Raw genomic sequence first — 26,415 nt, 5'->3', positions numbered from 1 at the left:
ATCGCGAACTCTTTGGTGGCTGAACTGACGATCGTGCGGGTCATCTCTTTGCGTCTCCGGATAAAGGCTTCTGTTTTGAAGCCTGTAATTTAATTAATAATAACCATGAAAATTTCATGGGTTTTCATTATACATAAAGATAGGCAGACAGCCTTACAAACGCCTGCGCGACACTTTGTAGCTCAATAACGCTCTTGGTGCAAAAGAGTCCTAAATTAAAAATATTACAAAGCATTCTATTCGTCTGTTTTGGTAGAATTCTGGTTACATTAAATCAGGAAGATCAGCCTCAGCAGGGTTTTGCGCCCAATCATAGCTATCACCGAAACGCTCAACCAAAAAATCAATAAAGATTTTTACTTTCGGTGGAATAAAACGTTGATAAGTATGAACAGCATATAGAGCTGTCATTGCAGGAAACGGAGAGTAATCAGGTAAAAGATCCACAAGCTCACCCTTTGAAATCGAAGGGCCGAGCAGCCAGTCCGGTGATAAAATTAATCCCCGACCATGACGCGCTGCAGTCACAAGCATATTTCCGCTATTTGCACTAAAACCTCCAGAAGCCTGAACTTCAACCACCTTGTTATTATCCGTGAATTTCCAAGTATTGTAACCCGGTTTTCGGCTAAGAGTTAAGCAGCTATGCTTTCCAATATCTTGGGGGCAATTTAACTCAGGAGCCGTCGTTAGGTACTGGGGACTTGCGCACAATCTGCGTTTGACTTCAGCAATTTTACGTACCTTCAATCTTGAGTCAGCTAGATTACCCGCCCTAATTGCGACATCAATCCCCTCCGAAACCAAGTCAGCTTGGCGATCTGTCGAGATAAGTCCAAAACTAACATCAGGCCAACGGCATTGAAAAAGGGAAATAGCAACAACAATATGTTGCTCCAGACTTGCTGGAACAGTGACACGTACAAGTCCAGAGGGATGGCCCTCCATATTTGCAGCGAGCACCCGCGCCTCCTCAAGATCAAGAAGGATTCCTTGAGTTTTTTCATAAAACAGTCGACCAACTTCGGTTAAGTTTAACTTTCTTGTTGTTCGATGAAATAAAGACGCGCCTATCCATCCCTCCAGATCGACAATACGCCGAGAAACAGAGGATGGTGCCAAGTTTGATTGCCTTCCCGCCTCAGAGAAAGATCCCGTTTCTACAACTTTACAAAACAAGGTAATGGCGCCGAGGTGATCCATGATTATCTTCTATTATCAATAAGCAAAATTATTTATGCGTAAACCGCAATAATCATTTCCACATTAGTGATCTAATAACAATCGTAATTTTGACTTAACTTATCGGTTATCAATTACACCACGCTCTCATATACGGTTTCAAAGTAATTATGGAAATTTAATAGGATAACAAAATCATGCCATCCTTCTCAACTAAGCCTCAAATTAAAATTGAAATGATCCATGACATTGTCTGTTCATGGTGCCCAATTGGATACAACAACATGAAAGCGGCATTGGGTCAGGTGAACGGAGAACTGGATGCAAAAATCAATTTTCTGCCCTTTGAACTTAATCCTGACATGCGTCCTGAAGGTGAAGAAATTGAATCACATCTCACACGCCGTAGCGGTTGGACGAAAGAGGAGTTCTTACGCTATCGTACCAACCTTATAGAAACTGCAAAAAAAGCAAATTTGACGTACGATTTTAGTAAAAGAACGCATTACTACAACACATTAAATGCACATAAATTAATTCACTGGGCAGAAAAATTCGACAAGCAAGAAACCGTTAATCAAGCCCTGATTGAACAGTATTTCACCCATGGTATGGATGTTGGAAATATAGAATCTCTTCTTGATCTCGCCGTATCACAAGACCTTGATCGGCAACAAACAAAAGAAGCACTCAGTTCAGATAAGATTGTAAGAGAAATACATGAAAAGCAACTCAGGATAAATCGTCTAACTGTTCGCAGCGTTCCGACCTTTATCATAAACGAACAACACCTTGTCCCAGGGTCAAATTCCAGAGAATTCTTTGCTCAATATTTCACTGATTATATTAACTCAAGCCCCGCACAAAAAGAAATACTCAGTATTTAATACGGCATTTAATTAGTCGCTTATTTCGATAATATCGAGCGTCAAAAAAACTCGTTTGCTAGTTTTAAAGATGAGAGAATAAAAATCTGCGACAAAATATTCATTGCAAGTAAAAACATATATATTATATTCACCTTAATTAATTGGTAGCAGGTTTTTTGAAGATGAATATGCCCTTTGATACCATCACAGATCAAAACATCCATACGATGGTTCATACTTTTTACGGTAAAATTAGAAAAGACGAATTATTAAAGGATGTTTTCAACAACACCATTGGTGATAATTGGGATCCCCATCTAGAAACCATGTGCCGATTTTGGTCTTCTGTATTACTGACATCCGGCCAGTATAAGGGAAACCCAATGATAGCCCATATGAAAATAAAAGGTATCGAGCGACACTTCTTTGAAAGATGGCTGGAGCTATTTCTAGAAACCAATAAAGAGCTCTTCCAATCAGATATCTCTGCTGAGATTCAAATTAAAGCAGAGAGGATTGCCCAAAGTCTGATGTTAGGCATGTTCTATAGACCAGAGAATATCACTTCTAAAAACAGTAAAAACCGTTAAATGCCAGGACGATTTGGCCTTCAAGTTAACCTCCTTAGCCTTATAACGTTTACGAAACAATGGCGCTGATTACATATGTTCAAATCAGCGCCATTGTTTTTATCCCAAATAAATCTTATCCAGCCCTGACTTGTACCAAAAATGTATCAAGACCACTTTGTAATTGCATTGCCTGATCTGACAGAGAACCAGAAAAATCTAACAATGTTTGCGCAGTTTCACCCGTTAAAGACGCGGCTTTTGTCACCTCCTGAATGTTACGTGATACCTCTCTAGTTCCAGCCGATGCTTGGTCTACATTACGGGCAATTTCCTGAGTAGCCGCGGCTTGCTCCTCGACAGCGATCGAAATCGCGCCACCAATTTCATTTACGTCGCGAATTGCATTACCGATTGCTTCCAGTGCTTTTGCAGCTTCCTCTGTAACAGACTGAACGTTGGAGATTTGTCCGCTGATCTCTTCAGTTGCTTTAGCTGTTTGGTTTGCAAGATTTTTTACTTCGCTTGCTACCACGGCAAAACCTTTACCTGCCTCACCAGCTCTTGCTGCTTCGATCGTTGCGTTCAGGGCCAACAGATTAGTTTGTTCCGCAATGCCTGTAATCAGCTCAACAACCTTTCCGATCTCATCCACAGAGCTCACAAGCGTACCCACCGTTTCATGTGCAAGACTTGCCTTATCCACGGCTCCAGCAACAACGTCAGAGGATCGACCTACATGACGACTAATCTCCAATTCGGAGGCCGTCAATTCTTCTGCAGCCGCAGCAACAGTCTGCACATTTGAAGCAGCTAGATCAGAGGCCGTGGCAACAGATGTAGCTTGTTTGGAAGTTGTTTGAGCTGTCGAGGTCAAATTTTGCGCCGAATTTTGCATGCTTACCGCCGCATTGCTGACTTCTCTTATTGTTGAACCGACCTGACTCTCAAAATTATTTGCCAATTCCTGGATAAAGGCTTTTCGTTCTTGCGCAACACGCTCTTCATTCCGTCGTTGATCAGCCTCCATATCACGAATTTTGACGGCATTTTCTTTAAACACCAATACAGCCTTTGCCATCTGCCCAATTTCATTTTGCCAACCGACGGCAGGAATACCAACAGAAAGATCGCCATTCGCCAAGCGAGTCATTGTACTGGTTAATGCCGTCATAGGTTTGGTTAAATGCTTTCCTGACCACCATAAGTTCATTCCTGACATGGCCAGTAAGAACACAAAGATAGAGGTTAACGCGATGCCATTAATATTATCCATAAACGCGATTGACTGTTTTACAGATATATTCACAATCTGGCTCCTCTTAAAGATTTCTGTCCTTAATATTGAAATCGCCATTAGGGCCGTGCCATCATCTATATTTACTGCAGCATCGATTTCACGAGCCGTTTTCCCTGCCGCGGCCATCTTCTGTACTACTGAAATCTTACTCGCATAAATATTAACGACGAATGTTATGTTTTTAAGAGCATCAGCTTCACTTTTATTCACACCAAGCTTTTCGTAAACAGATAATGCCTTACGCGCGTTAGATATATTTTTTTTAATCTTCTCAATGCTGGTGACATCCTGACGGAGGACATAGTTCTTAAACTGGTGAACCATCCCCCCAAAACCCATTGCGCTTTGTAAATCGGTAACCAACTCTAGTTTTGCGTAATCTACTTGATGAAATGTATCCCAGTGCTGACCTACTTCATCGTTGCCATGATGACTTAAATACGTCGTAGTGCCAACAATCCCGACAACGACTAACAAGAGTACAGAAAAAATCATACCCAAATGCTTTATTTGAAAATTATTAATGAACATATGTCACTCTCAATGAAAAATAATACACACTCCATCAGGCGCGTTGTTAAGGCGCATGATGTTCCACGACTTTTCTTCACACCTCAAAGGTGTAAAAAATGATGCAGAACATTCTTTGTTTATAATCAAGGAAAGTATTAATCTTCATTAAAAAATCACCGTGTCACAATGCGACAAAAACATCTTAAAAATTAATATAATTGATATATTTCAATAACTAGTATTAAATTTTTAATATCACAGTATTTTATCCGTGCTCTTTTGCCACAGATAAAAAAGTAAAAAAATTGCTCTGTTTGGAGATTAATATCCATGTTTCAGAGCAATCTTAACGAGAAATCATGCGTTACGATTCAGCAAGTAACTCATCTGCTTTTCGCCGTGATTCTGAGCGCCTGGTAAGATAAGAGGCAACCAAAACACCGATTGTTACAATACCAATCAATATCGTTGATAGAGCATTGATTTTAGGCGTAACCCCCAAGCGTACCTGGCTATATATCTTCATTGGCAATGTCGTCGCTCCAGGCCCAGAGGTGAACGAAGCTATGACCAGATCATCAAGCGAAAGGGTAAAAGATAATAACCAAGCAGAGATAATTGCAGGTGCCATTATGGGTAATGTCACCTTTATAAATGACTGAAAAGGTGTACACCCCAAATCAGTTGCAGCCTCCTCAAGAGAAGTATCAAAGGTAACCATACGCGACGACACTACAACAGCAACATAACACATCGAAAAGGTTATGTGAGCCAGAGTTATTGTCCAAAATCCACGGCTAACACCCATTGCCACAAAAAGAAGAAGTAGAGACAATCCAGTAATTACTTCTGGCATGACAAGAGGTGCGTAAATCATCCCTGAGAACAAAGTACGGCCTTTAAAGCGCCCTGCCCTAACCATCACTACAGCAGCCAACGTTCCGAGAATTGTTGCACACGTTGCAGAAAGCAATGCAACGCGAAAAGTTACAAGAGCAGCATCGAGAAAGGCTTCATCCTTAAAAAGCTCAACATACCATTTGGTAGAAAATCCAGCCCATACTGTCACGAGCCGGGATTCATTAAAGCTAAAGAACACCAATAATAGAATTGGTAGATACAAAAAAACAAACCCAACGGTTAAAGAGGTCGTATTGAACCATGTAAAACGGCCATTCATTTTTCGGCCTCCTGAGCACGCTCTTGTTGTTTTTGAAAGAGGACTATTGGAATGATTAATAACAACAGTAGCAGCACAGCAACTGCTGATGCGACAGGCCAGTCTCTGTTACTAAAGAATTCAGCCCAAAGCGTTTTACCAATCATCTTGGTGTCTGACCCGCCAAGAAGGTCCGGGATAACAAACTCACCAATCGCTGGAATGAAGACAAGAAAAGAACCCGCTATAACCCCAGGTAGCGACAAAGGAAATGTTATCTTCCAAAAGGCTTCGATACTTGTACAGCCAAGATCCTGAGCAGCCTCCAACAATGACCCATCCAACTTTTCCAAAGCTGAATACAAAGGCAAAACCATAAAAGGAAGGTACGAATAGACAATGCCAATATAAACAGCAGTATCCGTGTTCAAAATCTGCAAAGGCTCATCAATCACCCCAACAAACATTAGGAGTTGGTTAAGCAACCCTTCTGTCTTCAATATCCCAATCCATGCGTAAACACGAATAAGAAAGCTTGTCCAGAAAGGTAGAATGATCAGCATCAACAAGGTTGCGCGCCATTCTGAAGGCGCCTTTGCCATGGAATATGCAAGCGGATAACCAACAAGAAGTGTAAAAATAGTAGATATACCGGCAATTCTCAAACTAGATAAATAACTTGTCCAATAAATATCATCTTCTGTCAGCCAAATATAATTCTCAAAGTCCAATTCCGCGATTAAATTTAAAACCCCTTCCCATCCCGCGCTTAAATCAAAAGACGGTGTATAGGGAGGAATAGCGACGGCAACATCTGAAAGAGAAATCTTAAAAACAATACCAAAAGGCACGAGAAAAAGCACGAACAGCCAAACGTAAGGCAGTCCAATGAGAAGTAACCGTCCAAATTTCCTATCCATGATATCCCTCTACTAATTCAGGTATTAATTGGGTCATTAGTCTAGAAGGACACCCGCGGTATTACGCCAGGATAACCAAACCTTGTCTTCCCATGTAAATTCGCGATTAGCTAAACGTCGGCGATTAGATTCCTGAGCTTTGAAAATTTTTCCATTCCCAAGTTTTACATAATAAGTCGATAAATTTCCGACATAGGCAATATCATGAATTTCGCCCCGCACTCTATTATCCGCATCCATTGGCTCTTCACGTGTGACATGGACTTTCTCAGGACGAATTGCAAAACAGGCATTTTCGTCCGCATGACGATCTATATTATTGGCGATAAAAATGTCATCTTGTCCCTCGGCCCACGAAAGTTTAATTCCCTGTTCAGTACGAGAATTAAGTCGGCCTTCGATAATATTCACATCGCCGATAAAATCTGCGACATATCGACAGTTAGGATACTCGTAGATCACCTCTGGTGTAGCGACTTGAATGATCTTTCCATCATCCATCACAGCAATACGACTGGCAACAGTCATAGCCTCTTCCTGGTCATGCGTCACAATAACAAAAGTCATTCCAAGTTTTTCTTGAATATCCATCAGTTCGAATTGAGTACGTTCCCGAAGTTTTTTATCCAGTGCGCCCAAAGGCTCATCAAGAAGAAGTAATTTCGGCTTTTTCGCCAATGAACGAGCGAGAGCAACACGTTGGCGTTGTCCTCCAGAAAGCTGATGCGGCTTTCGCTTGGCAAACTTAGTCAATTGGACGAGCGAGAGCATTTCTTCAACGCGTTCATTAATTAAATTTTTGGGCCACTTATCTTGCTTAAGACCAAAAGCAATATTTGCTTCAACTGTCATATGAGGGAAAAGCGCATAGGACTGAAACATCATGTTTACAGGCCGTTTATAAGGTGGCACCGACCCAATATCTTCGTCACCGAGGAATATTGAGCCTTCGCTTGGAGTTTCAAACCCCGCCAGCATCCGCATCATCGTGGTTTTCCCACATCCGGATGGACCAAGAAGAGCAAAAAATTCTCGCTCATAAATATCCAAGCTGACATTATCGATGGCTGTGAAGGACCCAAATCGCTTGGTCACATTACCAAACCTGACCAGAGGCTCCTGTGCAGGATCTTCCCATGGCTGAAATTTGGTCGATGGTTTTTTAGCAGGTGAGATATTCATGACGTCCTCAATCAGAAGCTCTATGCATACATTAAAACGCCGCCTAAATTTTCATTAGGCGGCGTTTTATTTTAGACTAGCTGCCGCTCTTAACCTTTGTCCAAGCACGTGTAACAACACGTTGAATCTTGGGCTCGTAAGGTGTCAGAGTATAGAGTTTTTGCATAGTACCTGAATCGGGATAAATTGCAGGATCGCCAATAACATCTTCTGCTAACAATTTTTGCGAAGCTAGGTTTCCGTTAGCATAATAAACATAATTTGAAGCTTTTGCCATTACGTCATCACGCATGATGTAATTAATAAACTTGTGCGCATTATCTGAATTTGCAGCATCCGCAGGGATTGCCATTTGATCGAACCACATCAAGGCACCTTCATTTGGGATAGCATAATCCACTGTAACGCCGTTATCTGCATCAGCTGCGCGATCGCGTGACTGAAGAATATCACCAGACCAACCGACAGAAAGGCAAATATCACCATTTGCAAGCGCCGAAATATTTTCAGAAGAGTGGAACTTCTGAATATAAGGGCGGATTGTCATCAATAAGTCTTCAGCAGCTTGAATATCAGCTTTATCATGACTATCCGGATTTTTGCCAAGATAGTTCAAAGCTGCTGGAATCATTTCATCGGATGCATCTAGTAAATAAACACCACAATCTTTTAACTTAGCTAGTTTTTCAGGATTAAAAACAACATCCCAACTATCTATACGATCAATGCCTAAACGTTCTTTAATCATATCAACGTTATAACCAATGCCCGTGGTGCCCCACATATAATTGACAGAATACGCATTACCTGGATCGTATTTTTCAACGCGCTCAGAAACTACATCCCAAAGATTACCGTTATTACTTAACTTGGTTTGGTCAAGTTTTTGAAAAACACCTGCTTGTATCTGTCGTGCCAAAAATGTTCCCGAGGGGACAACTACATCATAACCTGAACTCCCTGCTAGAAGCTTGGTTTCTAAAACATCATTTGAATCAAAAACATCATATACAACCTTAATGCCTGTTTCCTTTTCAAAATCCGCAAGAATTTCTTCGTCGATATAATCTGACCAGTTAAAGACATTCACGACCTCTTCAGCACTCGCTTGAGCACTCAATGCCATCCCCAATGCAACAACACTGGTCAACAAACCACTTCCAAAACTTTTCACGATGTAGCCTCCATTATTTTTAAATTTATCCAGAAAAGCTATGTGGGTACCGAGATCTGTTTTTATGACTCTCCAATACCCACTCCCAGTTATAACTTTCCGAGATCCTTTGCCGTCAAATCAAGGCAATACTTTACCTTATCAAACAACTCATCAATTTCCACCTTAGACATTATTAATGGTGGTGAAAGTACCATTCGGTCCCCACAGGCCCGCATTATCAGCCCATTATTAAAACAATGATCACGACAAATATTACCGATTTCGGAACCATTTTCAAAGAGTTCCCTCGTTTCCTTATTTTTGGCAAAGACAAAGCCAGCAATGAGACCACAACCAACAACTTCACCAACCAACGGGTGTTCTTCAAGCTCCCTTAAACGCTTCTGGAAATAAGGCCCGGTTTCATCCCGTACGCGATCAATAATACCCTCATCACGCAACAAGCGAATATTCTCGATAGCAACGGCACAAGAGGCAGGGTGACCCGAGTAGGTAAATCCATGATAGAATTCACCACTTTTCTCGATAAGGGCATCTGCAACACGATCCCCAACCATCACGGCAGAAATAGGGAGGTATCCAGAAGACATCCCTTTTGCCATAGACATAAGATCTGGCTTAATGCCAAAAGTTTCAGATCCAAACCAATTTCCAGTTCGGCCAAAACCGCAAATAACCTCGTCCGCAACTAACAAGATTTCATACTTTGTACAAATGCGTTGAATCTCTGGCCAGTAGGTTTCCGGCGGCACGATAACTCCGCCTGCTCCTTGGATCGGCTCGCCAATAAAAGCAGCTACTTTTCCCGGTCCAACTTCTAGAATACGTTCTTCTAAAGCCTGTGCTGCTTTTAAACCAAACTCTTCGGGAGAAAGGTCACCACCATCCTTATACCAGTATGGTTGCATGATATGCTCGATACCCGGCATCATAAGGCCACTTTGTTCGTGCATAGGGTCCATTCCACCAAGTGACGCACCGGCGACTGTGCTTCCATGATAGGCATTATTTCGGCTAATGATCACATTACGGTCAGGTTGGCCTTCTACTTGCCAGTAACGGCGGACAAGACGGATAATAGTATCAACGGCTTCTGAACCTGAATTGGCAAAGAAAACCCTGTTTAATCCCTCAGGTGTAACCTCAGAAAGTAACTTAGCAAGTTCTGTTGCAGGAGCATTGGTTGTTTGAAAGAACGTGTTGTAATAGGGCAGTTCCATCATTTGACGCTGTGCCGCATCAACCAATTCTTTTCGGCCATAACCAATATTTACACACCAAAGACCCGCCATGCCATCAAGGACACGGTTACCATCAGAATCCCAAAGGTATATACCGTCCGCCTTTGTGATTACGCGTGTGCCTTTTTCATTCAGACTTTTGGTATCGGTAAAGGGGTGCAGATGGTGCTCCCGATCTAGGTCCTGCCAATATTCTGTACTTTTATTAATATGCTTCATAACAGCCTCTTCACTGCCAAATTTAAAAAATTATTGGCTTTAGACATTTAACAACAGATGTTCGCGTTCCCACGAACTGATAACTTGGTGGTAATTATTGTATTCAACTTCTTTGGTCGCACAGAGCGCTTCCACAAAACGATCTCCGAGAATATCCTTAATCGGCTTACAATCCAGGAGAGACACTATTGCGTCAGATAAATAAAGGGGAAGTCCTCTTGGAAGATCATAAGCACTACCCGTTGTTTCAGGTTCGGCCTTAAGACCTCCAGTCATTCCCAAATAACCACACAATAGACTTCCTGCGATGGCAAGATATGGATTTACATCAGACCCACATAGACGGTTCTCGACACGGCGGCTAATAGGGCTAGAATTTGGCACCCTAAAGCCACAGCTACGATTATCCACCCCCCAATGCGTATTAATCGGCGACTCATCATATCCAAATCGACGATAAGAATTCACGTTAGGGGCAAAGAATGGCATCGCAGCACTAGAGTAACGTTGTAATCCAGCAATAAAATTCTCAAAGAGTTCCGTTGCATTACCATCAGCATCGCTAAAGATATTATCACCCGTTTTAGCATCGATTACAGAATGATGAATATGCATTGAGCTTCCTGGCTCATTCTCCATCGGCTTGGCCATAAAAGTCGCATAGATATCATGTGACAAAGCCGTTTGACGTACAGTGCGTTTAAACAAGAAGACCTGGTCAGCCAAAGAAAGAGGATCTCCGTGTAGGAAATTAATCTCTATCTGCGCGGCGCCCGCTTCATGATTAAGAGTATCAATATCCAAACCTTGCGCTTCGCAATAATCATACACATCTTCAAATACTGGATCGAACTCATTTACAGCATCAATACCATAGCACTGCCGCGCAGTCTCAGGACGGCCATTTTTACCAATCGGAGGCTTAAGTGGTAGATCCGGATCTGTATTTTTTTGAACAAGATAAAACTCAAGTTCTGGTGCAATTACAGGCTTCCATCCTTTTTCTTCATACAAACCAAGTACAGTACGAAGTATCTGGCGGGCATAAATATCAACTGGCTTGCCATCAGGATAAACACAGTCGCAAATAACCTGCGCAGTAGGTTCTTTGTACCATGGAACCGGGCGTATCGTCGAAGCATCAACTTCAAGGATCACATCGTGATCAACAATATTAACCCAAGTATCTTCTTCGGGCCATTCACCTGTAATGGTTTGAATAAAAATACTTTCAGGAAGACGATGCCCGCTACTTCCTATTCCTCGCAAGAATTTTTCTGTAGGCAGGATCTTGCCGCGTGGAACACCCGAAATATCCGGTATCATACACTCGACTTCCGTAATACGGCGATCACTACACCACTGTTCTAATTCCTCAAACGTCATAAATCACCTATTATAATGGCTATTGGCTTTACTTACCGTCGGGTCGCCCGCTCTCGGCATGCATTTCCAAAAGCTCTAAAGATAGCATTGGAAAGTTTGTTATCACTGGCGTTCCATTCCGGGTGCCACTGCACTGCCAGCGCAAATGCAGAAGCCCCGGAGACACTGACGGCTTCGACCAACCCATCTGGGGCATAAGCTTCAACTGCCAACCCCTCTCCCAACTGATCTATACCTTGTGCGTGCACAGAGTTTACAAGAACTTTTTGATCAGGCATCAAACCAGCCAATACGCCACCGGGCACCAGCTCTATTTCATGAGCAAGAACAAAGCGGTCTTCTATAGTCCCCGTCATATCTGCTCTATGATCCATCTTGCCCGGTTGATTTTGAACCTTTTGGTATAGAGTTCCACCAAGAACAACATTTAATTCCTGATACCCTCGACAGATAGCCAGCATAGGTATGCCTTTATCCAATACCTTTTTGATCAAAGGCAAGGTTGTCGCATCCCGTGCGGGATCATGTTGCGTACCTTCTTCGCTGGGCGCACCCCGATAATGATGAGGTTCAACGTTGGAAGGGCTGCCTGTAAAGAGGAAACCATCCAACCGATCCAATAACGCATCGTTATCTAATTGATCACCTAAAGCCGGTATACCCAAAGGCATTACACCCGCAACATTAGCTGCCGCCTCAGAATAATAACGGCTCACACTGTCATACTCATTACCGTTTTTGGGCATACGACAGGTGGAGACCCCAACAAAGGCTTTACCAGTACTCATATTAGAAATAGTCCGACTAAAGGTTGATCGTTATTCTGAACAAAATACTAGTTTGCATTTATGAAAAAGAGAACAAAAAAATGAAACGAACTACATAATAATTTCAATCAGTGACATTATATCGTTATACAACAGAACCTTAATTGTAGTAAAAAATATCGATCAAAAATTAACCACACAAACAAACATCTCATTATAAGCTCTTTTTTTTGGACAAAGCTTGACAAATAGCTGCCGAAAGTGTGCATAATTTCAAAATTCTGGTTTCCATAGGCGTTAAATATCATGACAAGTACAACTGATCATAATTCTGAACACTCTAGTTTTCTTGAGACTCACCCTGAGATTGGGCTCATTGAACTCCTTATCGCAGATGGAAACGGCATCCTACGAGGCAAACGCATTACGCGCGATAAACTCGCCTCTGTTTACGAAGAAGGTATTTTACTTCCCGGCTCCTTGTTTTGCCTAGATACATCAGGCGCGAATGTTGAAGGTGCAGGTTTGGTTTGGACCGATGGTGATGCCGATCGTGTATGTCAGGCTGTTCCCGGCACTTTGAAACCCGTTCCTTGGCACAAAAAAGGATTGGCTCAGATCCTCCTTACCATGTACGAAGAAGATGAAACCCCCTTCTTCGCTGATCCGCGCCATGTCCTAAAGGGTATTATTGATCGTTTTACCGCCATGGGGCTAAAGCCAGTAACCGCAGTCGAACTTGAATTTTATCTTATCGACAAAGAGAGAACCGGAGCAGGTTATCCTCAACCCCCTGTCTCGCCGATCTCTGGACTGCGCCACTCCGCCCCTGCCGTTTACGGCATTGATGAGCTATATGATTACGATGACTTCCTGGAAGAAGTTGCTTCTATGGCCAAGGCACAGGGCATCCCTGCTGATACAATGGTCGCGGAATATGCACCTGGTCAATACGAGGTTAATTTACACCATGTGGACGATCCTCTTCTCGCTTGCGATCAGGCTGTTCTCCTTAAAAGGCTGGTAAAACACGTCGCTCAACGCCATGGCATGGAAGCAACCTTCATGGCAAAGCCCTACACCCAAGAATCAGGCAACGGAACACACATTCACGTCAGCCTTCTTGATGAAAGCGGTAAAAATATTTTCCAAGGTAAAGGCACCAACGAAGAAGACCGCCTTAGTGATGAAATTAAGTGGGCCATTGGCGGTCTTTGTGAGTCTATGGCAGAATCTATGGTACTTTTTGCACCAAATGCGAACTCTTATCGTCGCTTTCAATTAGGATCTTACGCTCCCCACACACCTTGCTGGGGTATCAACAATAGGACTGTTGCTCTACGTATTCCAGCAGGTCATCCTGCAGCAACACGCATCGAACATCGTGTTGCTGGCGCCGATGCCAGCCCTCATCTTGTTATGTCAGCTGTTCTTGCGGGAATGCTGCACGGAATGGAAAATAAAATCGATCCAGGCCCGCGTATTACCGGAAATGCCTACAAACAGAAAGAAGCCACTCTTCCTAATATCTGGCCAGATGCAATTGACGCCTTCGACAATGGGAAAATTTTACCAAAATACCTTGGCCAAGAGTTTTGTAATGTTTTTAGCGCTTGCCGGAAAACTGAGCGAGAAAGGTTTAACAGCTACATCTCGACAGTTGAATTTGACTGGTACCTAAGGACCGTTTGAGATGAGCGCCCAAAACGATACGCCCTCTAGTTTTGATTATACGCCTTCTTATTATACAGAAAGCATGAACCCGTGGCAGGATCATCCAGAATTACAAGGGGAACATGAATGCGATGTCTGTGTCATAGGAGGTGGAATGACAGGAACATCCGCCGCACTTCATTTAGCCGAGCGGGGATATAAAGTTATCTTGCTGGAAGCCAGCAAAGTTTCGTGGGGTGCATCTGGGCGAAGTGGCGGACAGATGATCATCGGCTACAACCAATCTTACCAAGACATAAAAAAGATGGTTGGTAAGGATGATGCAAAAAAACTTTGGGCCATGGGCGAAGAAGCCATGTCTTTGGCCAAGGAACAAATTAACAAACACACCATCCAATGCGATCTCGCCAATGGTCACTATCATGTCAGTACAAAAAAACGGCATATTGCTGAGTTAGAAGAATACCTAGAAGACCTAGAATCTGCCGGCTACCACGGCTGTAAAATCCTCAACAGGGAAGAAGTTCGAAGCACGATTGGCAGTGAAAAATACTTCTCAGGCCTGTATGATCCAAACGGGGGACACCTACATCCCTTGAATTATACACTTGGAATTGCTGGTGCAGCAGAGAACGCAGGCGCAATAATCCATGAACACAGCAAAGTAACCCACATCAACCACGGCAAAGCACCAAAGGTTCATACCGACAAAGGTATCGTTAATTGCAAACACGTTGCTCTGTGCGCCAACGCCTATCTGGACGGTTTGGAGAAAAAAATTGATAACAAGATCATGCCTGTTGGCACTTACATCTTAGCAACAGAGCCCCTTTCCGAAGAGGAAGCAAACAATCTTATTTCCGATAACGCAGCGGTTGCAGATATTCTCTTTGTTCTAAATTATTATCGTCTTTCCGGTGATCGCCGCATGCTGTTTGGGGGTGAAGTAAACTACTCTGGAAAAAATCCAGCAGATATCAGTAAGATTATGCAAAAAAACATGCTAGAATACTTCCCTCAACTCACTGATAAGAAAATTGATTATGCTTGGGGAGGCAATGTTGCGATTACCGTCAACCGACTTCCACAATTTGGTAAAATTGGCCCAACAACATATTTTGCACACGGTTTTTCGGGACACGGTGTTGTTTTGACTGGCCTAGCGGGAAAATTAATAGCCGAATCAATCGCTGGTTCCGAAGAACGTTTTGATGTGTTCAGCAGAATACCGCATAGATCCTTCCCCGGTGGTAACTTATTACGGACCCCAGCCCTTGTCCTTGCCATGGCATATTATCGTTTACGTGACTTACTTTGAGAAAATCTAAAATTGACCCTACGACAAAACACAAGAGGTGAAACCGAAGAGATGTCAACAAGTGTTGGAAAACGTTTAAAAGCACTCCGTGCCATGCATGGCCTATCCCAACGAGAGCTCGCCAGACGAGCTGGCGTAACCAACAGTGCCATCTCTATGATCGAACAAGATCGTGTCAGTCCTTCTATTGATTCTATGACAAAAGTTCTCTCAGGCTTTCCCATTACCATGATCGAATTTTTCTCCATGGAAGCAGAAGACGAAGAGGAAAAAATATTTTTCTCTCGTGATGAGCTTGTTGAAATGTCCGACGGAACAATGTCCGTTCGTCTTGTAGGTGCTACAAAGAAAGATCGCAAGATGCGCGTTCTTCATGAAAAATATCCTGCACAAGGTGATACTGGCGAGAAAATGATCGTCCAAAAAGGTGAAGAAGCAGGCGTTATTATAAGTGGTCAACTTGAAATAACAGTTGGGAATGAAGTTAGCGTGCTAACCGCCGGTGAAGCTTATTATTTTAATGCTGAGATTCCTCACCGTTTTAGAAATCCTGGTGATGAAGAGTGTGAAGTTGTCAGTGCTGCTACACCGCCGTCCTTCTAATATCCCTTGATACTGACAATACTCTCAATTATGGCTTTTATTACCTGACAATAGTCATGTAATAAATCTGTATGTGCTGTGGGTTAAAATAGAACCAAGCTCAAAAACAACCTGGATCAATCTGGAAACAAACAATGACCGATATTTCTGGAATTAACTCTGAAGGCGATCACGCCTTCATGTCGACAAGTCTTTTGGGTACTGAAGTCGAGCCAATGTACTCAGGTGCAACTTCTTTCATGCGTCGCAAATACACGCGCGATCTTACCGAAGCAGATGTCGCAATCTCTGGCATTCCATATGATTGCTCAGTAACAGGCAGATCCGGAACCCGGCTTGGCCCACGCGCTGTTCGTAACGCCTCCGTCAACTTAGCTTGGGCACCCCATTTCCCTTCCGGGCTGGATGTTTTTGAAGTTCTGGCCGTTGCGGATTACGGTGATCTTGTTTTTGATCCCGGTCAGCCAATGTCTGTTCCTGAAGCCATCGAAGCTCATGCCAAATCTATTTTGGACACAGATACCGCCATGGTCACTTTGGGCGGGGATCACTTTGTTACCTACCCAATCCTAAAAGCTCATGCTGAGAAACATGGTCAGTTAGCTCTGATCCAGATTGACGCTCATTCTGATACCTGGGAAGAAGATCAACAACGTATTGATCATGGCACCATGTTCTATCACGCTGCCAAGCAAGGCATCATTGACCCAGCAAGCTCAGCTCAGGTTGGTATCAGGACGCATAATGACAAAACCCACGGCTTTAACATTATTCATGCTCCTTGGGTTCACGAAAAAGGTCCGGAAGCCGTTGTTGCTGAAATCAGACGTATCGTCGGCGACAGAAAAGCCTATCTAACGTTTGATATCGACAGTCTCGACCCAGCCTTTGCCCCCGGCACAGGAACCCCCGTAACCGGCGGCCTCACTCCTCATCAGGCTCTGACCATTTTACGTGGCCTTGAAGGCCTGAATATTGTCGGCGCGGATGTGGTCGAAGTCTCCCCCGCCTATGATGTCGGCGAGATCACAGCCCTTGCAGGCGCAACAATGGCGTTTGAAATGCTCTATCTACTAGCAAGACAAAAACAGGCGAAGGGTTAATCCCGTACGAAGAAAGAATGCAGGTGCAAAAACACGCGCCTGCGTTCTTTCTGATAAATCACATAAAATTCAAGCTTAGCGCTTTTTGTAATCCAGATCGGTTAACCATCAGATCTTCCAGAGTGTATTTTGAAAGCACATCAAAAAAGGCGATAACCGCTTCTTCCAAAATACCTTGAAGCCGACAGTAGCCATCGATCTGGCAGCAGCCTTTTTGTTTATCGAAACACTCAACAATATCTAGGTTATCTTCCATATCCCGAACAACATCACCCAGATTAATTTCAGGTGCAGGTCGAGAAAGTATCATCCCACCGTTCTTTCCCCGGATTGTCTTGAGATAACCATCTTGAGATAACTGGTTCACAACCTTCATCAGATGATTACGGGATATATTATATCTCTCAGCAATTTCCGTGATCGTCGTGAGGTTTTCTCCCTTCAATCCAACAAAAATTAGAACACGTAAAGAATAATCAGTGTAAGTTGTTAACCGCATTCCGGATCTTAGGCCTTTAAAAGGTTAAGCTTCATAAAGTAGCATTTTGAATATATGTATATACTCTAACCAAACAAAAGAAATAATACAACATTGATTTAACCTCTCCTCCCTTCAAGGCTATCCCTTTAGGAAAAATGGTTCCGTGCGCTTTCCAACCACCCCAGACCTGCTTTGGTTTCAACCTTGGGATTATACTCGCAGCCAATCCAACCATCATAAGAGCTTTGCGAAAGCTCAGAGAATATCCAGTTGTAATCCACTTCGCCCCCAGAAGGTTCAAATCTATCTGGTATCCCCGCAACTTGAATATGTCCGACATAGTCGATTTGATGGCGGATAAGAGTTGTCAGATCCCCCTCCATAATTTGAGCATGATAAAGATCCATCTGCAGTTTGAGATTTGGTTGCGCAAGATGGTCGATAACTTTACGCGCCTGCGCCTGATGCGAAAGGAGGTATCCAGGGAAAGCACGCGTATTAATCGGCTCTATTAAAAGCGTAACGCCTGCAGAGTTTGCCTGCCCACATGCATATGCAAGATTACCGAGGTACACTTCGAAACATTGCTCAATCTGCTCTCCTTCGGGGCAAACACCTGCCATAACGTGGAGCCGTTTACATCCTAAATACTCTGCGTACTCAAGCGCAAGCTCAACACTATGTTGAAATTCGCTTTCTCTACCCGGCAAAGCGGCTATACCACGCTCTCCCTTTTCCCAATTCCCCGGTGGCAAGTTGAATAGAACTTGCGTTAATTGCGCCTCATCAAGTTTTTCACGCAATTGCACTTTGGAATAATCATAAGGAAACAAGAACTCCACGCCTTCAAAGCCAGACGCTTTTGCTTCTTTAAAACGATTGAGGAACGGCACCTCGCCAAAGAGCATGCTGAGATTGGCAGCAAATTGAATCATTTATTTTCCTTTTTTACGTTACTTAAGCTCTCAATGGAGCAAATAAACCCGGCCTGATCCAGATCTCCCATATCTGCATCCACCATGTTTTGCCACAGCTCTTGATTTTTCTCCAGCCCAGGCAGGTAAGCGCCGTAATACTCAGCTAACTCCATAGCCTGATTGACATCCTTAAGCTGGACAGTTGCACGCGCTCCCGGATCAAAGGCGCGTTCAATCATTCGCTGTCCATGTAAGTCCAAAATACGACTATCCGCAAATCCACCCATTAATGCCTGACGAACCTTTGATGGATCAGCTCCAGCCGCAGCAGATAGAACCAGCGCCTCAGCGACTGCATCTATTGTCATCGCAACAATCATTTGATTGGCAGATTTAGCAATCTGTCCGGCACCAATAATTCCAATAAGATTTATATTTTTTCCTAAAGCTTCAAATACAGGTCGGGCACGTTGGAAAACGGCTTCTGTGCCACCCACCATAATAGAAAGTGTGCCTTTCTCTGCACCAATAGCCCCACCGCTAACCGGAGCATCAAGATAATCAGCCCCCTTGCCACAAACCAAATCAGCAAAAATACGGGTACTCATCACTTGCGTTGTTCCCATATCAATCACTAACGCGCCAGCCTCAAGCCCAGCCAACAACCCCTTTTTATCTTTTATCACGGCCTCTACGGCGGGAGTGTTGGTGACACAAATGATCACGATACCGGATCCCACTTTCTCAGCGAGATCTAATGGTGAATCACAATATAGAAGCCCCAACTCCTCAAGATCAGCAGCTTTTTCACGGGTCCGTGTATGAATAAACACTTGAGCGCCAACAGCCTTTAAACGGGATGCCATATGCCATCCCATATTTCCCAGACCAATAACACCGATCTTACTGGTCGAAGATATTTTAAAGGTATCTGTCATAAAATTATTTGTCTCTTCAATGCTGTACACCTTCATCGGGTCAAAACATTTTGAAAGAGGAATTATTGAAGGTCAAAGCTTTTAAAGGAAAAACTTATCCAACTCGAGCAACCCTGTCTTCTCTTGGGGTTGAGCCAAAATACCCTCGATAAGCTCTTGAAAAATAAGAAAAGGAGGTAAAGCCGCAGGCTACGGCGACTTCGCTGACAGGAAGAGCCGTCTGACGCAACAAAGAACGGGCCCGTTTTAAACGTAAACGCTTGTAATAACGTTTGGGGCTACAACTTAAGTGACGGGCAAATAAACGCTCAATTTGCCTTTTTGAACTTCCAATTTCATTAGCAATTTCTTCAGCCGTTAATAGAATTTCGAGATTTTCTTCCATGATACGAACTGCTTCAGCAAGCTTCCCAGACATTTTTTGAAGAGTAAGATTGCGTTGTCGCAAAGGTATCGAAGCTCCACCACGAACTTCATAATTAAAAGCCTCGGCTACTTGCCCGGCAATCTCGGTACCACACTGATGCTCAATCACATTGAGCACCATATCAAGACAAGCAGCACGCCCCGTACAGGTGATCCGCTTCCGATCCCAGGAAAACAAAGCGTCCCTGATATCCACAGAAGGATAAAGTTCCTTGAAACTATCATGATAAGCCCACGGCACAGCACATTGGTAACCACTCAACAATCCCGCATTGGCTAACTCGTAACAGGCTCCACCAATTGCACCAATATAAACCCCTTGCCTATCAAGTCTTTTGAGCCAACTGGAAAAGATATCTGACCGTCCTGTACCAACACCCCATTCCCCAAAGACAAGGGTTAAATCTATTGCCTCATCTTCACCGACAGCCATTTGAGGATGAAGAATAAAGCCATCTTCCAAATCAATGGATTCCCCGTCAAGTGTGGCAATCCGCCAATGAAAAACGGCATACCCAGCAACAGCATTTGCACTTTTTAACGCCTGAATAGTTAGGCTCGCATCAAGGGAAGCTGTTCCAGGAAGGACAACGATTACCACACGCTGTAAACGACGTTGCGGGGCTAATCTTTTAGTCTGTGGCTCTGCACTATACACCTTGAACTGCATATTGCTTTCCTCCCTACCTTGATACACTGAAACCTTAGTTAATCGAGACGATTAATAAACTATAACCCAAGAAACATGAGTATTTGACTTGCATCTCTTACCAAACACTCCTTACAAAACATATAAAGAAATCTTTATTTCGTCAACTAAATAAAGATTTCTTTATATTGTAGGTAATTGATATTATTTCTTATATTTTTCAGTGTGTTATATAAATAACAGATAAATTTTCATTTTTTCAGTGTTATTTATTTCAATCAAAACCGACATAATACCAACCAATAACGCCAAATTTATTCTAAAAAATTCCAATTTGAAAATGTTGCGGCTTGCCCATCTGGCTCCGACCCAATAGCAGGCACCGCCCAAATAACAGCATTCTTAATCATAAAGCGTCGTCCAGTACTTGAAACTCTGATACCTTCATAATCGTCAATAAAACCTTTTATACGGGCTTGCTCTAACATAGCAGCACGACCTTCCCTAAACTCACTTTCTGCAGTAAGGCGAGAAGGCGTACCAACAAAGCTGTCCCAAGTCATCTGCCATAAATCCAACGCCACCTGATTGCCGTAATTTAGCTTTGGGTCAGAACCGCCACTATGAGAAACCACAACAAAGGGAGATTCAAATAAACGCTCCCCCAAAGACAGTCCTTCTTGAGCCATACTTTGGAATGGTTCAAGCAAGTCCCGTCCAGTAACAAACTTAAAGCTCTGTACCAAACGTTTGGCATGCTGTTCTTGAAAGTTATTAACTTTTATCAAAGCAGGGTTACCTTCTATTGCTTTACCTGTATTTTTGCCTTACAAGGGTCTTCAAGAGACTTCGGATTATAAGAATACCCACAGTCAATAATTTAGCTGTCAGGTGTTTTTTTGGATGGTTCGTATCTATAGCTAACCATCCATATAATAGCCGATAATATAAAGAATAGTGTCTCCCGAGTACTACGACGTATTAAGATTATTACAAATGAAAATTGTTGTTTAATTTTTATTTTGTTTCTAATAAATTGTTACATTTTGAGATAGATCTCTATTATTTTCTTATTTTTCGTAAGTTTTTAATAGATTTTTTTGGTACGAAAACAAGACGTATTTTTGAATTTCAACAATTCAAAATGCTGTTTCTACTTGACTTTTCCAGAAAATCATAGATAAAGCAAATATGGTTTTAAAAGTCCCGGCCTCCTCTGCCTGCCCTACACTGGTCACTAAAGAAGATTCCCGGCCTTGCCGAACTATTTACCCACGGCCCTTGAGGGTCGTTACTTAAGATATGTAAATTAGGAGTCTCTTTAAATGGCGACTGGCGTAGTAAAATGGTTTAACTCCACTAAAGGTTTCGGCTTTATCGAGCCTGATGCTGGTGGAGACGATGCTTTCGTTCACATTTCTTCAGTTGAGCGTGCGGGCCTACAAGGTCTAAACGAAGGTCAACGCGTTGAATTCGAACTAGAACGTGGCCGTAATGGCAAAATGGCAGTTTCTTCAATCGCGGTTGCAGAATAATGCCATGCATCAATCATTAATTTGATTGATCATACGAAAAAAAGGGTGCCTTTTAGGCGCCCTTTTTTTATTGAGAAACCATTCAAGCTAGGCAGGCTCGTCCCGGCCGAACAGTCAGTGGCATATCTCCGGGGCATAACCCGTGCCTTGATAGGGTAATATTATTCCCAAAGATTAGGCACTTTCATGTGAAGCAAAGCAGGTTGGCCACTTCCTCTTGCTCGCTCAAAGGCCGCCGGAAACTGATCCGCACTATCAACGGTTTCACCGTACGCACCGTAGGCACGCGCCAGAGCCCCAAAGTCAGGATTGTTAAGCCGAGTTGATATTACACGATCGGGATATTCTCTTTCCTGATGCATCCTTATTGTTCCAAAGCAGCCATTATCCACGACAATGATGATCACATTGGCACCATACTGAACAGCGGTGGCAATCTCCTGCCCGTTCATCATAAAGCAACCGTCACCGGCAAAAGTAACAACCACTCGATCTGGTTCGGCTATTTTTGCACCAATCCCCGCGGGTACTCCATACCCCATCGCCCCAGAGGTTGGTGCCAATTGGCTCGGATAAGAGGTAAACTGATAAAACCGCTGCCCCCAAACAGTATAATTACCCGCCCCATTTGTTATAATAGCGTCCGATGGTAAATTCTCACGCAAATAAGAGCTTATTTTGTGCATTGGGAAATCTTTAATTCCCATTTCAACGCCCATAAACGTCAGATAACTTAGCCGCAACGAAGCAACAGCATCTCGCCACACAGGATCGACGACAGGCTTTAAAGCAACAGCCGCTTTGGTAAAGGCTGTCAAATCACTTAAAATAGCAAGTTCCGCACTATAAACCCGGTTCAACTCTTCTGCTCCGGGCAGGATATGTACCAATTTTTGCTGAGTATTGGGACTATTGAGTAAAGTATACCCGCTCGTTGTCATCTCCCCCAAACGTGGCCCCACGGCAATTAACAGATCAGCATTTTTCACACGCTCTGCAAGTGTCGGGTTTGGAGCGATACCAACCTCACCAACATAAAGTTCATGATGGTTATCGAAGGCATCCTGCCGCCGAAAAGCACAAGCCACTGGTAGATGATTACCTTCTGCGAAACGAGTGATGTTTTGGCTGGTTTCAGCACTCCACCCACCACCACCAATAAGCAAAAGAGGATTTTTCGCCTCAGATAATAATGACCTGAACTGCGCCATATCTTCAGGACGGGGCGCAGAAGCAACCTTTTTATAACAAGGCGTATCGGCAACCGATGCCATTTCGGTCAACATGTCTTCAGGTAAAGCCAGAACAACCGGCCCCGGTCGACCAGATGTCGCCGTATGGAATGCCCTATTTAGATATTCTGGGATACGATCAGCCGTTTCGATTTGCGCAACCCACTTCGCCATTTCCCCATACATGCGGCGATAGTCGATTTCCTGAAAAGCCTCACGGTCTTCCTGATGGCGTGCGACCTGCCCTATAAACAGGATCATCGGGGTTGAATCTTGAAACGCCGTATGTACGCCAATCGATGCATTGGTTGCCCCTGGGCCACGCGTTACAAAACAGATGCCTGGGGCGCCTTTGAGCTTGCCGTACGCTTCCGCCATATAGGCCGCGCCGCCTTCCTGACGACAGGTCACAACATTTATATCATCTCGGAGATCGTAAAGGCCATCTAACACGGCAAGATAACTCTCTCCCGGCACACAAAAAACCGTATCCACGCCATGTGACTTAAGACCTTGGGCGAGGATTTCTCCGCCAGAACGTTCACTTACTTTCGTCATCATTTTTCCTATTCAACCTATTGCCTTTAAGCAACCGCGCCGAGATTGCGAAGTTTAGCAATTTCACTATCATCCACGCCAAGAATATCCCTCAAGATCTCATCTGTGTGCTGCCCAAGTATTGGTGGCGGTAATTCAGTACCGGATTTTGATTTTGCATACTTTATTGGGGTCGAGACCAGCTCTTGAGTAACACCACTTGGATGAGTATATTTTTTCAATATTCCCCGCTGTTGAACATGGGGGTCAGAAAATACTTGGGAAATATCATTGATGGGGCCACAAGGAACCTTGACGGTACCCAGTATATCAATCCAATGGGCCGTAGCTTGGTCTTTCAATACAAGTGCCACCTTGGGCACCAATATATCCCGATTTTCTACCCGCAGAGTATTGGTTGAAAAAAGAGCGTCTTCGGCTAATGATGAACAGCCTGCAACATGACAGAATTCCACAAACTGACGATCATTACCGACAGCAAGGATCATATAACCATCTGATGTTTCAAAGACCTCATAAGGAGATATGTTTGGATGCGCGTTGCCTTTACGATGGGGCACTTTATCTGAGACCAGATAATTTGTGGCTTGGTTTGCCAACATGGCAGCCTGACAGTCCATCAATGCAATATCAATATGATCGCCCCGGCCAGTTCTTTGACACTTGTAAAGTGCCGCCAGAATTGCGGATAACCCATACATACCACTAAAGAGATCAACCACGGCAACACCAACCTTCATGGGTTGTCGATCCGCTTCGCCCGTTATACTCATCAAGCCGCCCATCCCCTGAATCATCAGGTCGTACCCGGCTTTTTCGGCATAAGGCCCCTGCTGCCCAAAACCCGTAATAGAACAATAAACCAGCTTTGGATTTATGGCTGATAAACTCTGGTAATCCAGACCATACTTCTTTAGGCCACCTACCTTAAAATTCTCAACAACTACATCACAGTTTTTGACCAATTGATGCAGCAAGTTTTGTCCTTCAGGTTTCGTAATATCAACAGCAAGAGAGCGCTTTCCTCTGTTTGCAGCCATATAGTAGGCTGACTCCCCTGTATCCTTACCATCTAAATCTTTTACAAAAGGAGGCCCCCAGGCCCGGGTATCATCCCCGCAGCCTGGACGCTCCACCTTGATCACGTCACATCCTAAATCGGCCAGAGATTGACCAACCCAGGGACCGGCCAGGACACGTGAGAGATCAAGAACTCTTACCCCTTCAAGAGGGGCAGTTTCTTTTTCAGCATCAGGAGTTTCACTCAATGTTTCTCTCCACGAAAAAACTACATAAACGCCTGAAGACCAGTCTGAGCCCGCCCAAGAATCAAGGCATGGACATCATGTGTCCCCTCATATGTATTTACCGCTTCAAGGTTCATAACATGACGAATGACATGGAACTCATCTGAAACACCGTTTCCACCGTGCATATCACGTGCTGTACGCGCGATATCCAAGGATTTCCCACAGGAATTACGCTTAATCATTGAGATTAATTCCGGTGCTATTTTACCTTCATCAAAAAGCCGACCAGCACGTAGACAGCCCTGAAGCCCAAGAGAAATTTCGGTCTGCATATCGGCTAATTTTTTTTGAACCAGCTGAGTTTGTGCTAATGGACGATCGAATTGTTTACGATCAAGTGTGTACTGACGTCCTGCATGCCAGCAAAATTCAGCTGCGCCCAACGCGCCCCAGGCAATACCATACCGTGCCCGGTTCAAACAGCCAAACGGCCCCTTCAGCCCTTTTACTTCAGGGAACATGTTCCCTTCAGGAACAAAGACCTGATCCATCACAATTTCACCCGTCACAGAAGCACGCAGGCTAAATTTACCTTCAATTTTGGGTGTTGTCAGGCCTTTCATACCGCGCTCCAGTACAAATCCTCTAATAATCCCTTCATCATTTTTGGCCCAAACGACCATAACATCAGCGATTGGAGAATTGGTGATCCACATCTTAGCACCGGAAAGTTCATACCCGCCTTCAACCTTGGACGCGCGGGTCTTCATGCTCCCTGGGTCAGACCCGGCATCTGGTTCTGTAAGGCCAAAACAACCAACGTATTCGCCCGTTGCAAGTTTTGGTAAATACTTTTCCTTTTGTTCATCAGAGCCATAAGCATAAATCGGGTGCATAACCAGCGATGACTGAACCGACATCGCAGAGCGGTATCCACTATCTACACGCTCAATTTCACGCGCTATAAGTCCATAGCTTGTATAGTTTACTCCGGCGCAACCGTACCCATCTATTGTCGCACCCAAGAAGCCGAGAGCACCCATTTCGTGCATAATCTCACGATCAAAAACTTCATTACGGTTAGCGTCAATGATACGCGGCATCAACTTATCTTGCGCATAGGCCCGAGCACTATCACGTATCATACGCTCTTCTTCGTTTAGCTGCTCATCCATTAAGAATGGGTCTTCCCAAACAAATTTTCCCAGTTTTGCAGATGCAGACATTTTAAAATCTTTCTATTGTCT

General features: G+C 43.7%; 24 protein-coding genes. 7 read left to right on the top strand and 17 right to left on the bottom strand.

Annotation, left to right across the window (positions count from 1 at the left end; translation table 11 throughout):
- Positions 1-264 precede the first annotated feature (264 nt).
- Complete coding sequence (locus ACFSKO_RS06955) at positions 265-1,203, bottom strand: LysR family transcriptional regulator (protein WP_380249852.1); 939 nt, start codon at positions 1,201-1,203, stop codon at positions 265-267.
- 176 nt (positions 1,204-1,379) lie between these two features.
- On the opposite strand from ACFSKO_RS06955, the gene ACFSKO_RS06950 reads away from it, so the two are divergent.
- Together ACFSKO_RS06950 and ACFSKO_RS06945 are read left to right on the top strand one after the other, a co-directional pair.
- Positions 1,380-2,069: a DsbA family oxidoreductase gene (locus ACFSKO_RS06950; protein WP_380249850.1), complete on the top strand. Its 690-nt coding sequence runs from the start codon at positions 1,380-1,382 to the stop codon at positions 2,067-2,069.
- Positions 2,070-2,233: 164 nt separating this feature from the next.
- The gene (locus ACFSKO_RS06945; protein ID WP_380249847.1) at positions 2,234-2,641 is read left to right on the top strand and encodes a group III truncated hemoglobin; all 408 of its coding nucleotides are present in this window, start codon (positions 2,234-2,236) and stop codon (positions 2,639-2,641) included.
- Between the two features lie 115 nt (positions 2,642-2,756).
- Here the strand turns inward: ACFSKO_RS06945 and ACFSKO_RS06940 are convergent, their stop codons facing one another.
- The 8 genes from ACFSKO_RS06940 to ACFSKO_RS06905 all read right to left on the bottom strand — a co-directional run bounded on the left by ACFSKO_RS06940 (position 2,757) and on the right by ACFSKO_RS06905 (position 12,505).
- Complete coding sequence (locus ACFSKO_RS06940) at positions 2,757-4,451, bottom strand: methyl-accepting chemotaxis protein (protein WP_380249845.1); 1,695 nt, start codon at positions 4,449-4,451, stop codon at positions 2,757-2,759.
- A gap of 346 nt (positions 4,452-4,797) precedes the next feature.
- Positions 4,798-5,613 (bottom strand): ABC transporter permease subunit, encoded by an 816-nt coding sequence (locus ACFSKO_RS06935; RefSeq protein ID WP_380249843.1) that lies wholly within the window; start codon positions 5,611-5,613, stop codon positions 4,798-4,800.
- Positions 5,610-6,512, bottom strand: coding sequence for an ABC transporter permease subunit (locus ACFSKO_RS06930; RefSeq protein WP_380249841.1), 903 nt, complete (start codon positions 6,510-6,512; stop codon positions 5,610-5,612). Before ACFSKO_RS06930 ends, ACFSKO_RS06935 begins: the two co-directional genes overlap by 4 nt.
- A 36-nt stretch (positions 6,513-6,548) precedes the next feature.
- A complete protein-coding gene (locus ACFSKO_RS06925; RefSeq protein ID WP_380249838.1) occupies positions 6,549-7,694 on the bottom strand; it encodes an ABC transporter ATP-binding protein in 1,146 nt (381 codons plus the stop codon).
- Between the two features lie 76 nt (positions 7,695-7,770).
- Complete coding sequence (locus tag ACFSKO_RS06920) at positions 7,771-8,868, bottom strand: polyamine ABC transporter substrate-binding protein (protein WP_380249836.1); 1,098 nt, start codon at positions 8,866-8,868, stop codon at positions 7,771-7,773.
- 89 nt (positions 8,869-8,957) lie between these two features.
- Positions 8,958-10,331, bottom strand: a complete 1,374-nt coding sequence (locus tag ACFSKO_RS06915) for an aspartate aminotransferase family protein (RefSeq protein ID WP_380249834.1) — start codon at positions 10,329-10,331, stop codon at positions 8,958-8,960.
- A 39-nt stretch (positions 10,332-10,370) separates the two neighbouring features.
- The gene (locus ACFSKO_RS06910; RefSeq protein ID WP_380249832.1) at positions 10,371-11,717 is read right to left on the bottom strand and encodes a glutamine synthetase family protein; all 1,347 of its coding nucleotides are present in this window, start codon (positions 11,715-11,717) and stop codon (positions 10,371-10,373) included.
- A gap of 32 nt (positions 11,718-11,749) precedes the next feature.
- Complete coding sequence (locus ACFSKO_RS06905; protein ID WP_380249830.1) at positions 11,750-12,505, bottom strand: gamma-glutamyl-gamma-aminobutyrate hydrolase family protein; 756 nt, start codon at positions 12,503-12,505, stop codon at positions 11,750-11,752.
- A gap of 285 nt (positions 12,506-12,790) precedes the next feature.
- Here ACFSKO_RS06905 and ACFSKO_RS06900 point away from each other — a divergent pair, with 285 nt between their 5' ends.
- The 4 genes from ACFSKO_RS06900 (at position 12,791) to speB (ending at position 17,182) form a co-directional block, all read left to right on the top strand.
- Positions 12,791-14,176, top strand: a complete 1,386-nt coding sequence (locus ACFSKO_RS06900; RefSeq protein ID WP_380249828.1) for a glutamine synthetase family protein — start codon at positions 12,791-12,793, stop codon at positions 14,174-14,176.
- Position 14,177: 1 nt separating this feature from the next.
- A complete protein-coding gene (locus tag ACFSKO_RS06895) occupies positions 14,178-15,476 on the top strand; it encodes an NAD(P)/FAD-dependent oxidoreductase (RefSeq protein ID WP_380249826.1) in 1,299 nt (432 codons plus the stop codon).
- 51 nt (positions 15,477-15,527) lie between these two features.
- Positions 15,528-16,079: a cupin domain-containing protein gene (locus ACFSKO_RS06890; protein ID WP_380249824.1), complete on the top strand. Its 552-nt coding sequence runs from the start codon at positions 15,528-15,530 to the stop codon at positions 16,077-16,079.
- Positions 16,080-16,213: 134 nt separating this feature from the next.
- On the top strand, positions 16,214-17,182 hold the full coding sequence (speB, locus tag ACFSKO_RS06885; RefSeq protein WP_380249822.1) for an agmatinase: 969 nt from the start codon (positions 16,214-16,216) through the stop codon (positions 17,180-17,182).
- A gap of 58 nt (positions 17,183-17,240) precedes the next feature.
- Here the strand turns inward: speB and ACFSKO_RS06880 are convergent, their stop codons facing one another.
- The 5 genes from ACFSKO_RS06880 to ACFSKO_RS06860 all read right to left on the bottom strand — a co-directional run bounded on the left by ACFSKO_RS06880 (position 17,241) and on the right by ACFSKO_RS06860 (position 21,381).
- Entirely contained in the window at positions 17,241-17,681 is a 441-nt protein-coding gene (locus tag ACFSKO_RS06880; protein WP_380249820.1) for an Rrf2 family transcriptional regulator, read from the bottom strand.
- Positions 17,682-17,809: 128 nt separating this feature from the next.
- Positions 17,810-18,598 carry a 2-oxo-tetronate isomerase gene (otnI, locus tag ACFSKO_RS06875; protein ID WP_380249818.1) on the bottom strand — a complete coding sequence of 263 codons (789 nt, stop codon included), beginning with the start codon at positions 18,596-18,598 and terminating at the stop codon, positions 17,810-17,812.
- Positions 18,595-19,518: an NAD(P)-dependent oxidoreductase gene (locus ACFSKO_RS06870; RefSeq protein ID WP_380249817.1), complete on the bottom strand. Its 924-nt coding sequence runs from the start codon at positions 19,516-19,518 to the stop codon at positions 18,595-18,597. Before ACFSKO_RS06870 ends, otnI begins: the two co-directional genes overlap by 4 nt.
- Positions 19,519-19,612: 94 nt before the next feature.
- Positions 19,613-20,614, bottom strand: coding sequence for a GlxA family transcriptional regulator (locus ACFSKO_RS06865; RefSeq protein ID WP_380249815.1), 1,002 nt, complete (start codon positions 20,612-20,614; stop codon positions 19,613-19,615).
- A gap of 293 nt (positions 20,615-20,907) precedes the next feature.
- Entirely contained in the window at positions 20,908-21,381 is a 474-nt protein-coding gene (locus tag ACFSKO_RS06860; protein ID WP_380249813.1) for an MEKHLA domain-containing protein, read from the bottom strand.
- A gap of 537 nt (positions 21,382-21,918) precedes the next feature.
- Here ACFSKO_RS06860 and ACFSKO_RS06855 point away from each other — a divergent pair.
- Complete coding sequence (locus tag ACFSKO_RS06855) at positions 21,919-22,128, top strand: cold-shock protein (protein ID WP_380249811.1); 210 nt, start codon at positions 21,919-21,921, stop codon at positions 22,126-22,128.
- A gap of 161 nt (positions 22,129-22,289) precedes the next feature.
- Here ACFSKO_RS06855 and ACFSKO_RS06850 read toward each other — a convergent pair whose 3' ends face one another.
- From ACFSKO_RS06850 to ACFSKO_RS06840, 3 genes are read right to left on the bottom strand one after another with little or no spacing between them, the layout of a single operon-like run.
- Positions 22,290-23,918 (bottom strand): thiamine pyrophosphate-binding protein, encoded by a 1,629-nt coding sequence (locus ACFSKO_RS06850; protein WP_380249809.1) that lies wholly within the window; start codon positions 23,916-23,918, stop codon positions 22,290-22,292.
- Between the two features lie 26 nt (positions 23,919-23,944).
- Positions 23,945-25,186 carry a CaiB/BaiF CoA transferase family protein gene (locus ACFSKO_RS06845; protein WP_380249807.1) on the bottom strand — a complete coding sequence of 414 codons (1,242 nt, stop codon included), beginning with the start codon at positions 25,184-25,186 and terminating at the stop codon, positions 23,945-23,947.
- A 20-nt stretch (positions 25,187-25,206) separates the two neighbouring features.
- Positions 25,207-26,394 (bottom strand): acyl-CoA dehydrogenase, encoded by a 1,188-nt coding sequence (locus ACFSKO_RS06840; protein ID WP_380249805.1) that lies wholly within the window; start codon positions 26,392-26,394, stop codon positions 25,207-25,209.
- Between the last annotated feature and the right edge of the window lie 21 nt (positions 26,395-26,415).

Source organism: Kiloniella antarctica (genome assembly GCF_042682825.1).
Lineage (GTDB): Bacteria > Pseudomonadota > Alphaproteobacteria > Kiloniellales > Kiloniellaceae > Kiloniella > Kiloniella antarctica.
The sequence above is the reverse complement of the archived record's forward strand: the minus strand, read 5'-3'. Positions and strand labels throughout refer to the sequence as shown.

Bases quoted from the DNA above. Each gene is read 5' to 3' on its own strand.
- ACFSKO_RS06935 (WP_380249843.1), bottom strand. From the start codon at position 5,613: ATGAATGGCCGTTTTACATGGTTCAATACGACCTCTTTAACCGTTGGG.
- ACFSKO_RS06870 (WP_380249817.1), bottom strand. From the start codon at position 19,518: ATGACAGATACCTTTAAAATATCTTCGACCAGTAAGATCGGTGTTATT.
- ACFSKO_RS06880 (WP_380249820.1), bottom strand. From the start codon at position 17,681: ATGCGGTTAACAACTTACACTGATTATTCTTTACGTGTTCTAATTTTT.
- ACFSKO_RS06905 (WP_380249830.1), bottom strand. From the start codon at position 12,505: ATGAGTACTGGTAAAGCCTTTGTTGGGGTCTCCACCTGTCGTATGCCC.
- ACFSKO_RS06945 (WP_380249847.1), top strand. From the start codon at position 2,234: ATGAATATGCCCTTTGATACCATCACAGATCAAAACATCCATACGATG.
- ACFSKO_RS06865 (WP_380249815.1), bottom strand. From the start codon at position 20,614: ATGCAGTTCAAGGTGTATAGTGCAGAGCCACAGACTAAAAGATTAGCC.
- ACFSKO_RS06940 (WP_380249845.1), bottom strand. From the start codon at position 4,451: ATGTTCATTAATAATTTTCAAATAAAGCATTTGGGTATGATTTTTTCT.
- ACFSKO_RS06890 (WP_380249824.1), top strand. From the start codon at position 15,528: ATGTCAACAAGTGTTGGAAAACGTTTAAAAGCACTCCGTGCCATGCAT.
- ACFSKO_RS06840 (WP_380249805.1), bottom strand. From the start codon at position 26,394: ATGTCTGCATCTGCAAAACTGGGAAAATTTGTTTGGGAAGACCCATTC.
- ACFSKO_RS06895 (WP_380249826.1), top strand. From the start codon at position 14,178: ATGAGCGCCCAAAACGATACGCCCTCTAGTTTTGATTATACGCCTTCT.
- ACFSKO_RS06855 (WP_380249811.1), top strand. From the start codon at position 21,919: ATGGCGACTGGCGTAGTAAAATGGTTTAACTCCACTAAAGGTTTCGGC.
- ACFSKO_RS06850 (WP_380249809.1), bottom strand. From the start codon at position 23,918: ATGACGAAAGTAAGTGAACGTTCTGGCGGAGAAATCCTCGCCCAAGGT.
- ACFSKO_RS06955 (WP_380249852.1), bottom strand. From the start codon at position 1,203: ATGGATCACCTCGGCGCCATTACCTTGTTTTGTAAAGTTGTAGAAACG.
- ACFSKO_RS06910 (WP_380249832.1), bottom strand. From the start codon at position 11,717: ATGACGTTTGAGGAATTAGAACAGTGGTGTAGTGATCGCCGTATTACG.
- speB (WP_380249822.1), top strand. From the start codon at position 16,214: ATGACCGATATTTCTGGAATTAACTCTGAAGGCGATCACGCCTTCATG.
- ACFSKO_RS06950 (WP_380249850.1), top strand. From the start codon at position 1,380: ATGCCATCCTTCTCAACTAAGCCTCAAATTAAAATTGAAATGATCCAT.
- ACFSKO_RS06930 (WP_380249841.1), bottom strand. From the start codon at position 6,512: ATGGATAGGAAATTTGGACGGTTACTTCTCATTGGACTGCCTTACGTT.
- otnI (WP_380249818.1), bottom strand. From the start codon at position 18,598: ATGATTCAATTTGCTGCCAATCTCAGCATGCTCTTTGGCGAGGTGCCG.
- ACFSKO_RS06900 (WP_380249828.1), top strand. From the start codon at position 12,791: ATGACAAGTACAACTGATCATAATTCTGAACACTCTAGTTTTCTTGAG.
- ACFSKO_RS06925 (WP_380249838.1), bottom strand. From the start codon at position 7,694: ATGAATATCTCACCTGCTAAAAAACCATCGACCAAATTTCAGCCATGG.
- ACFSKO_RS06915 (WP_380249834.1), bottom strand. From the start codon at position 10,331: ATGAAGCATATTAATAAAAGTACAGAATATTGGCAGGACCTAGATCGG.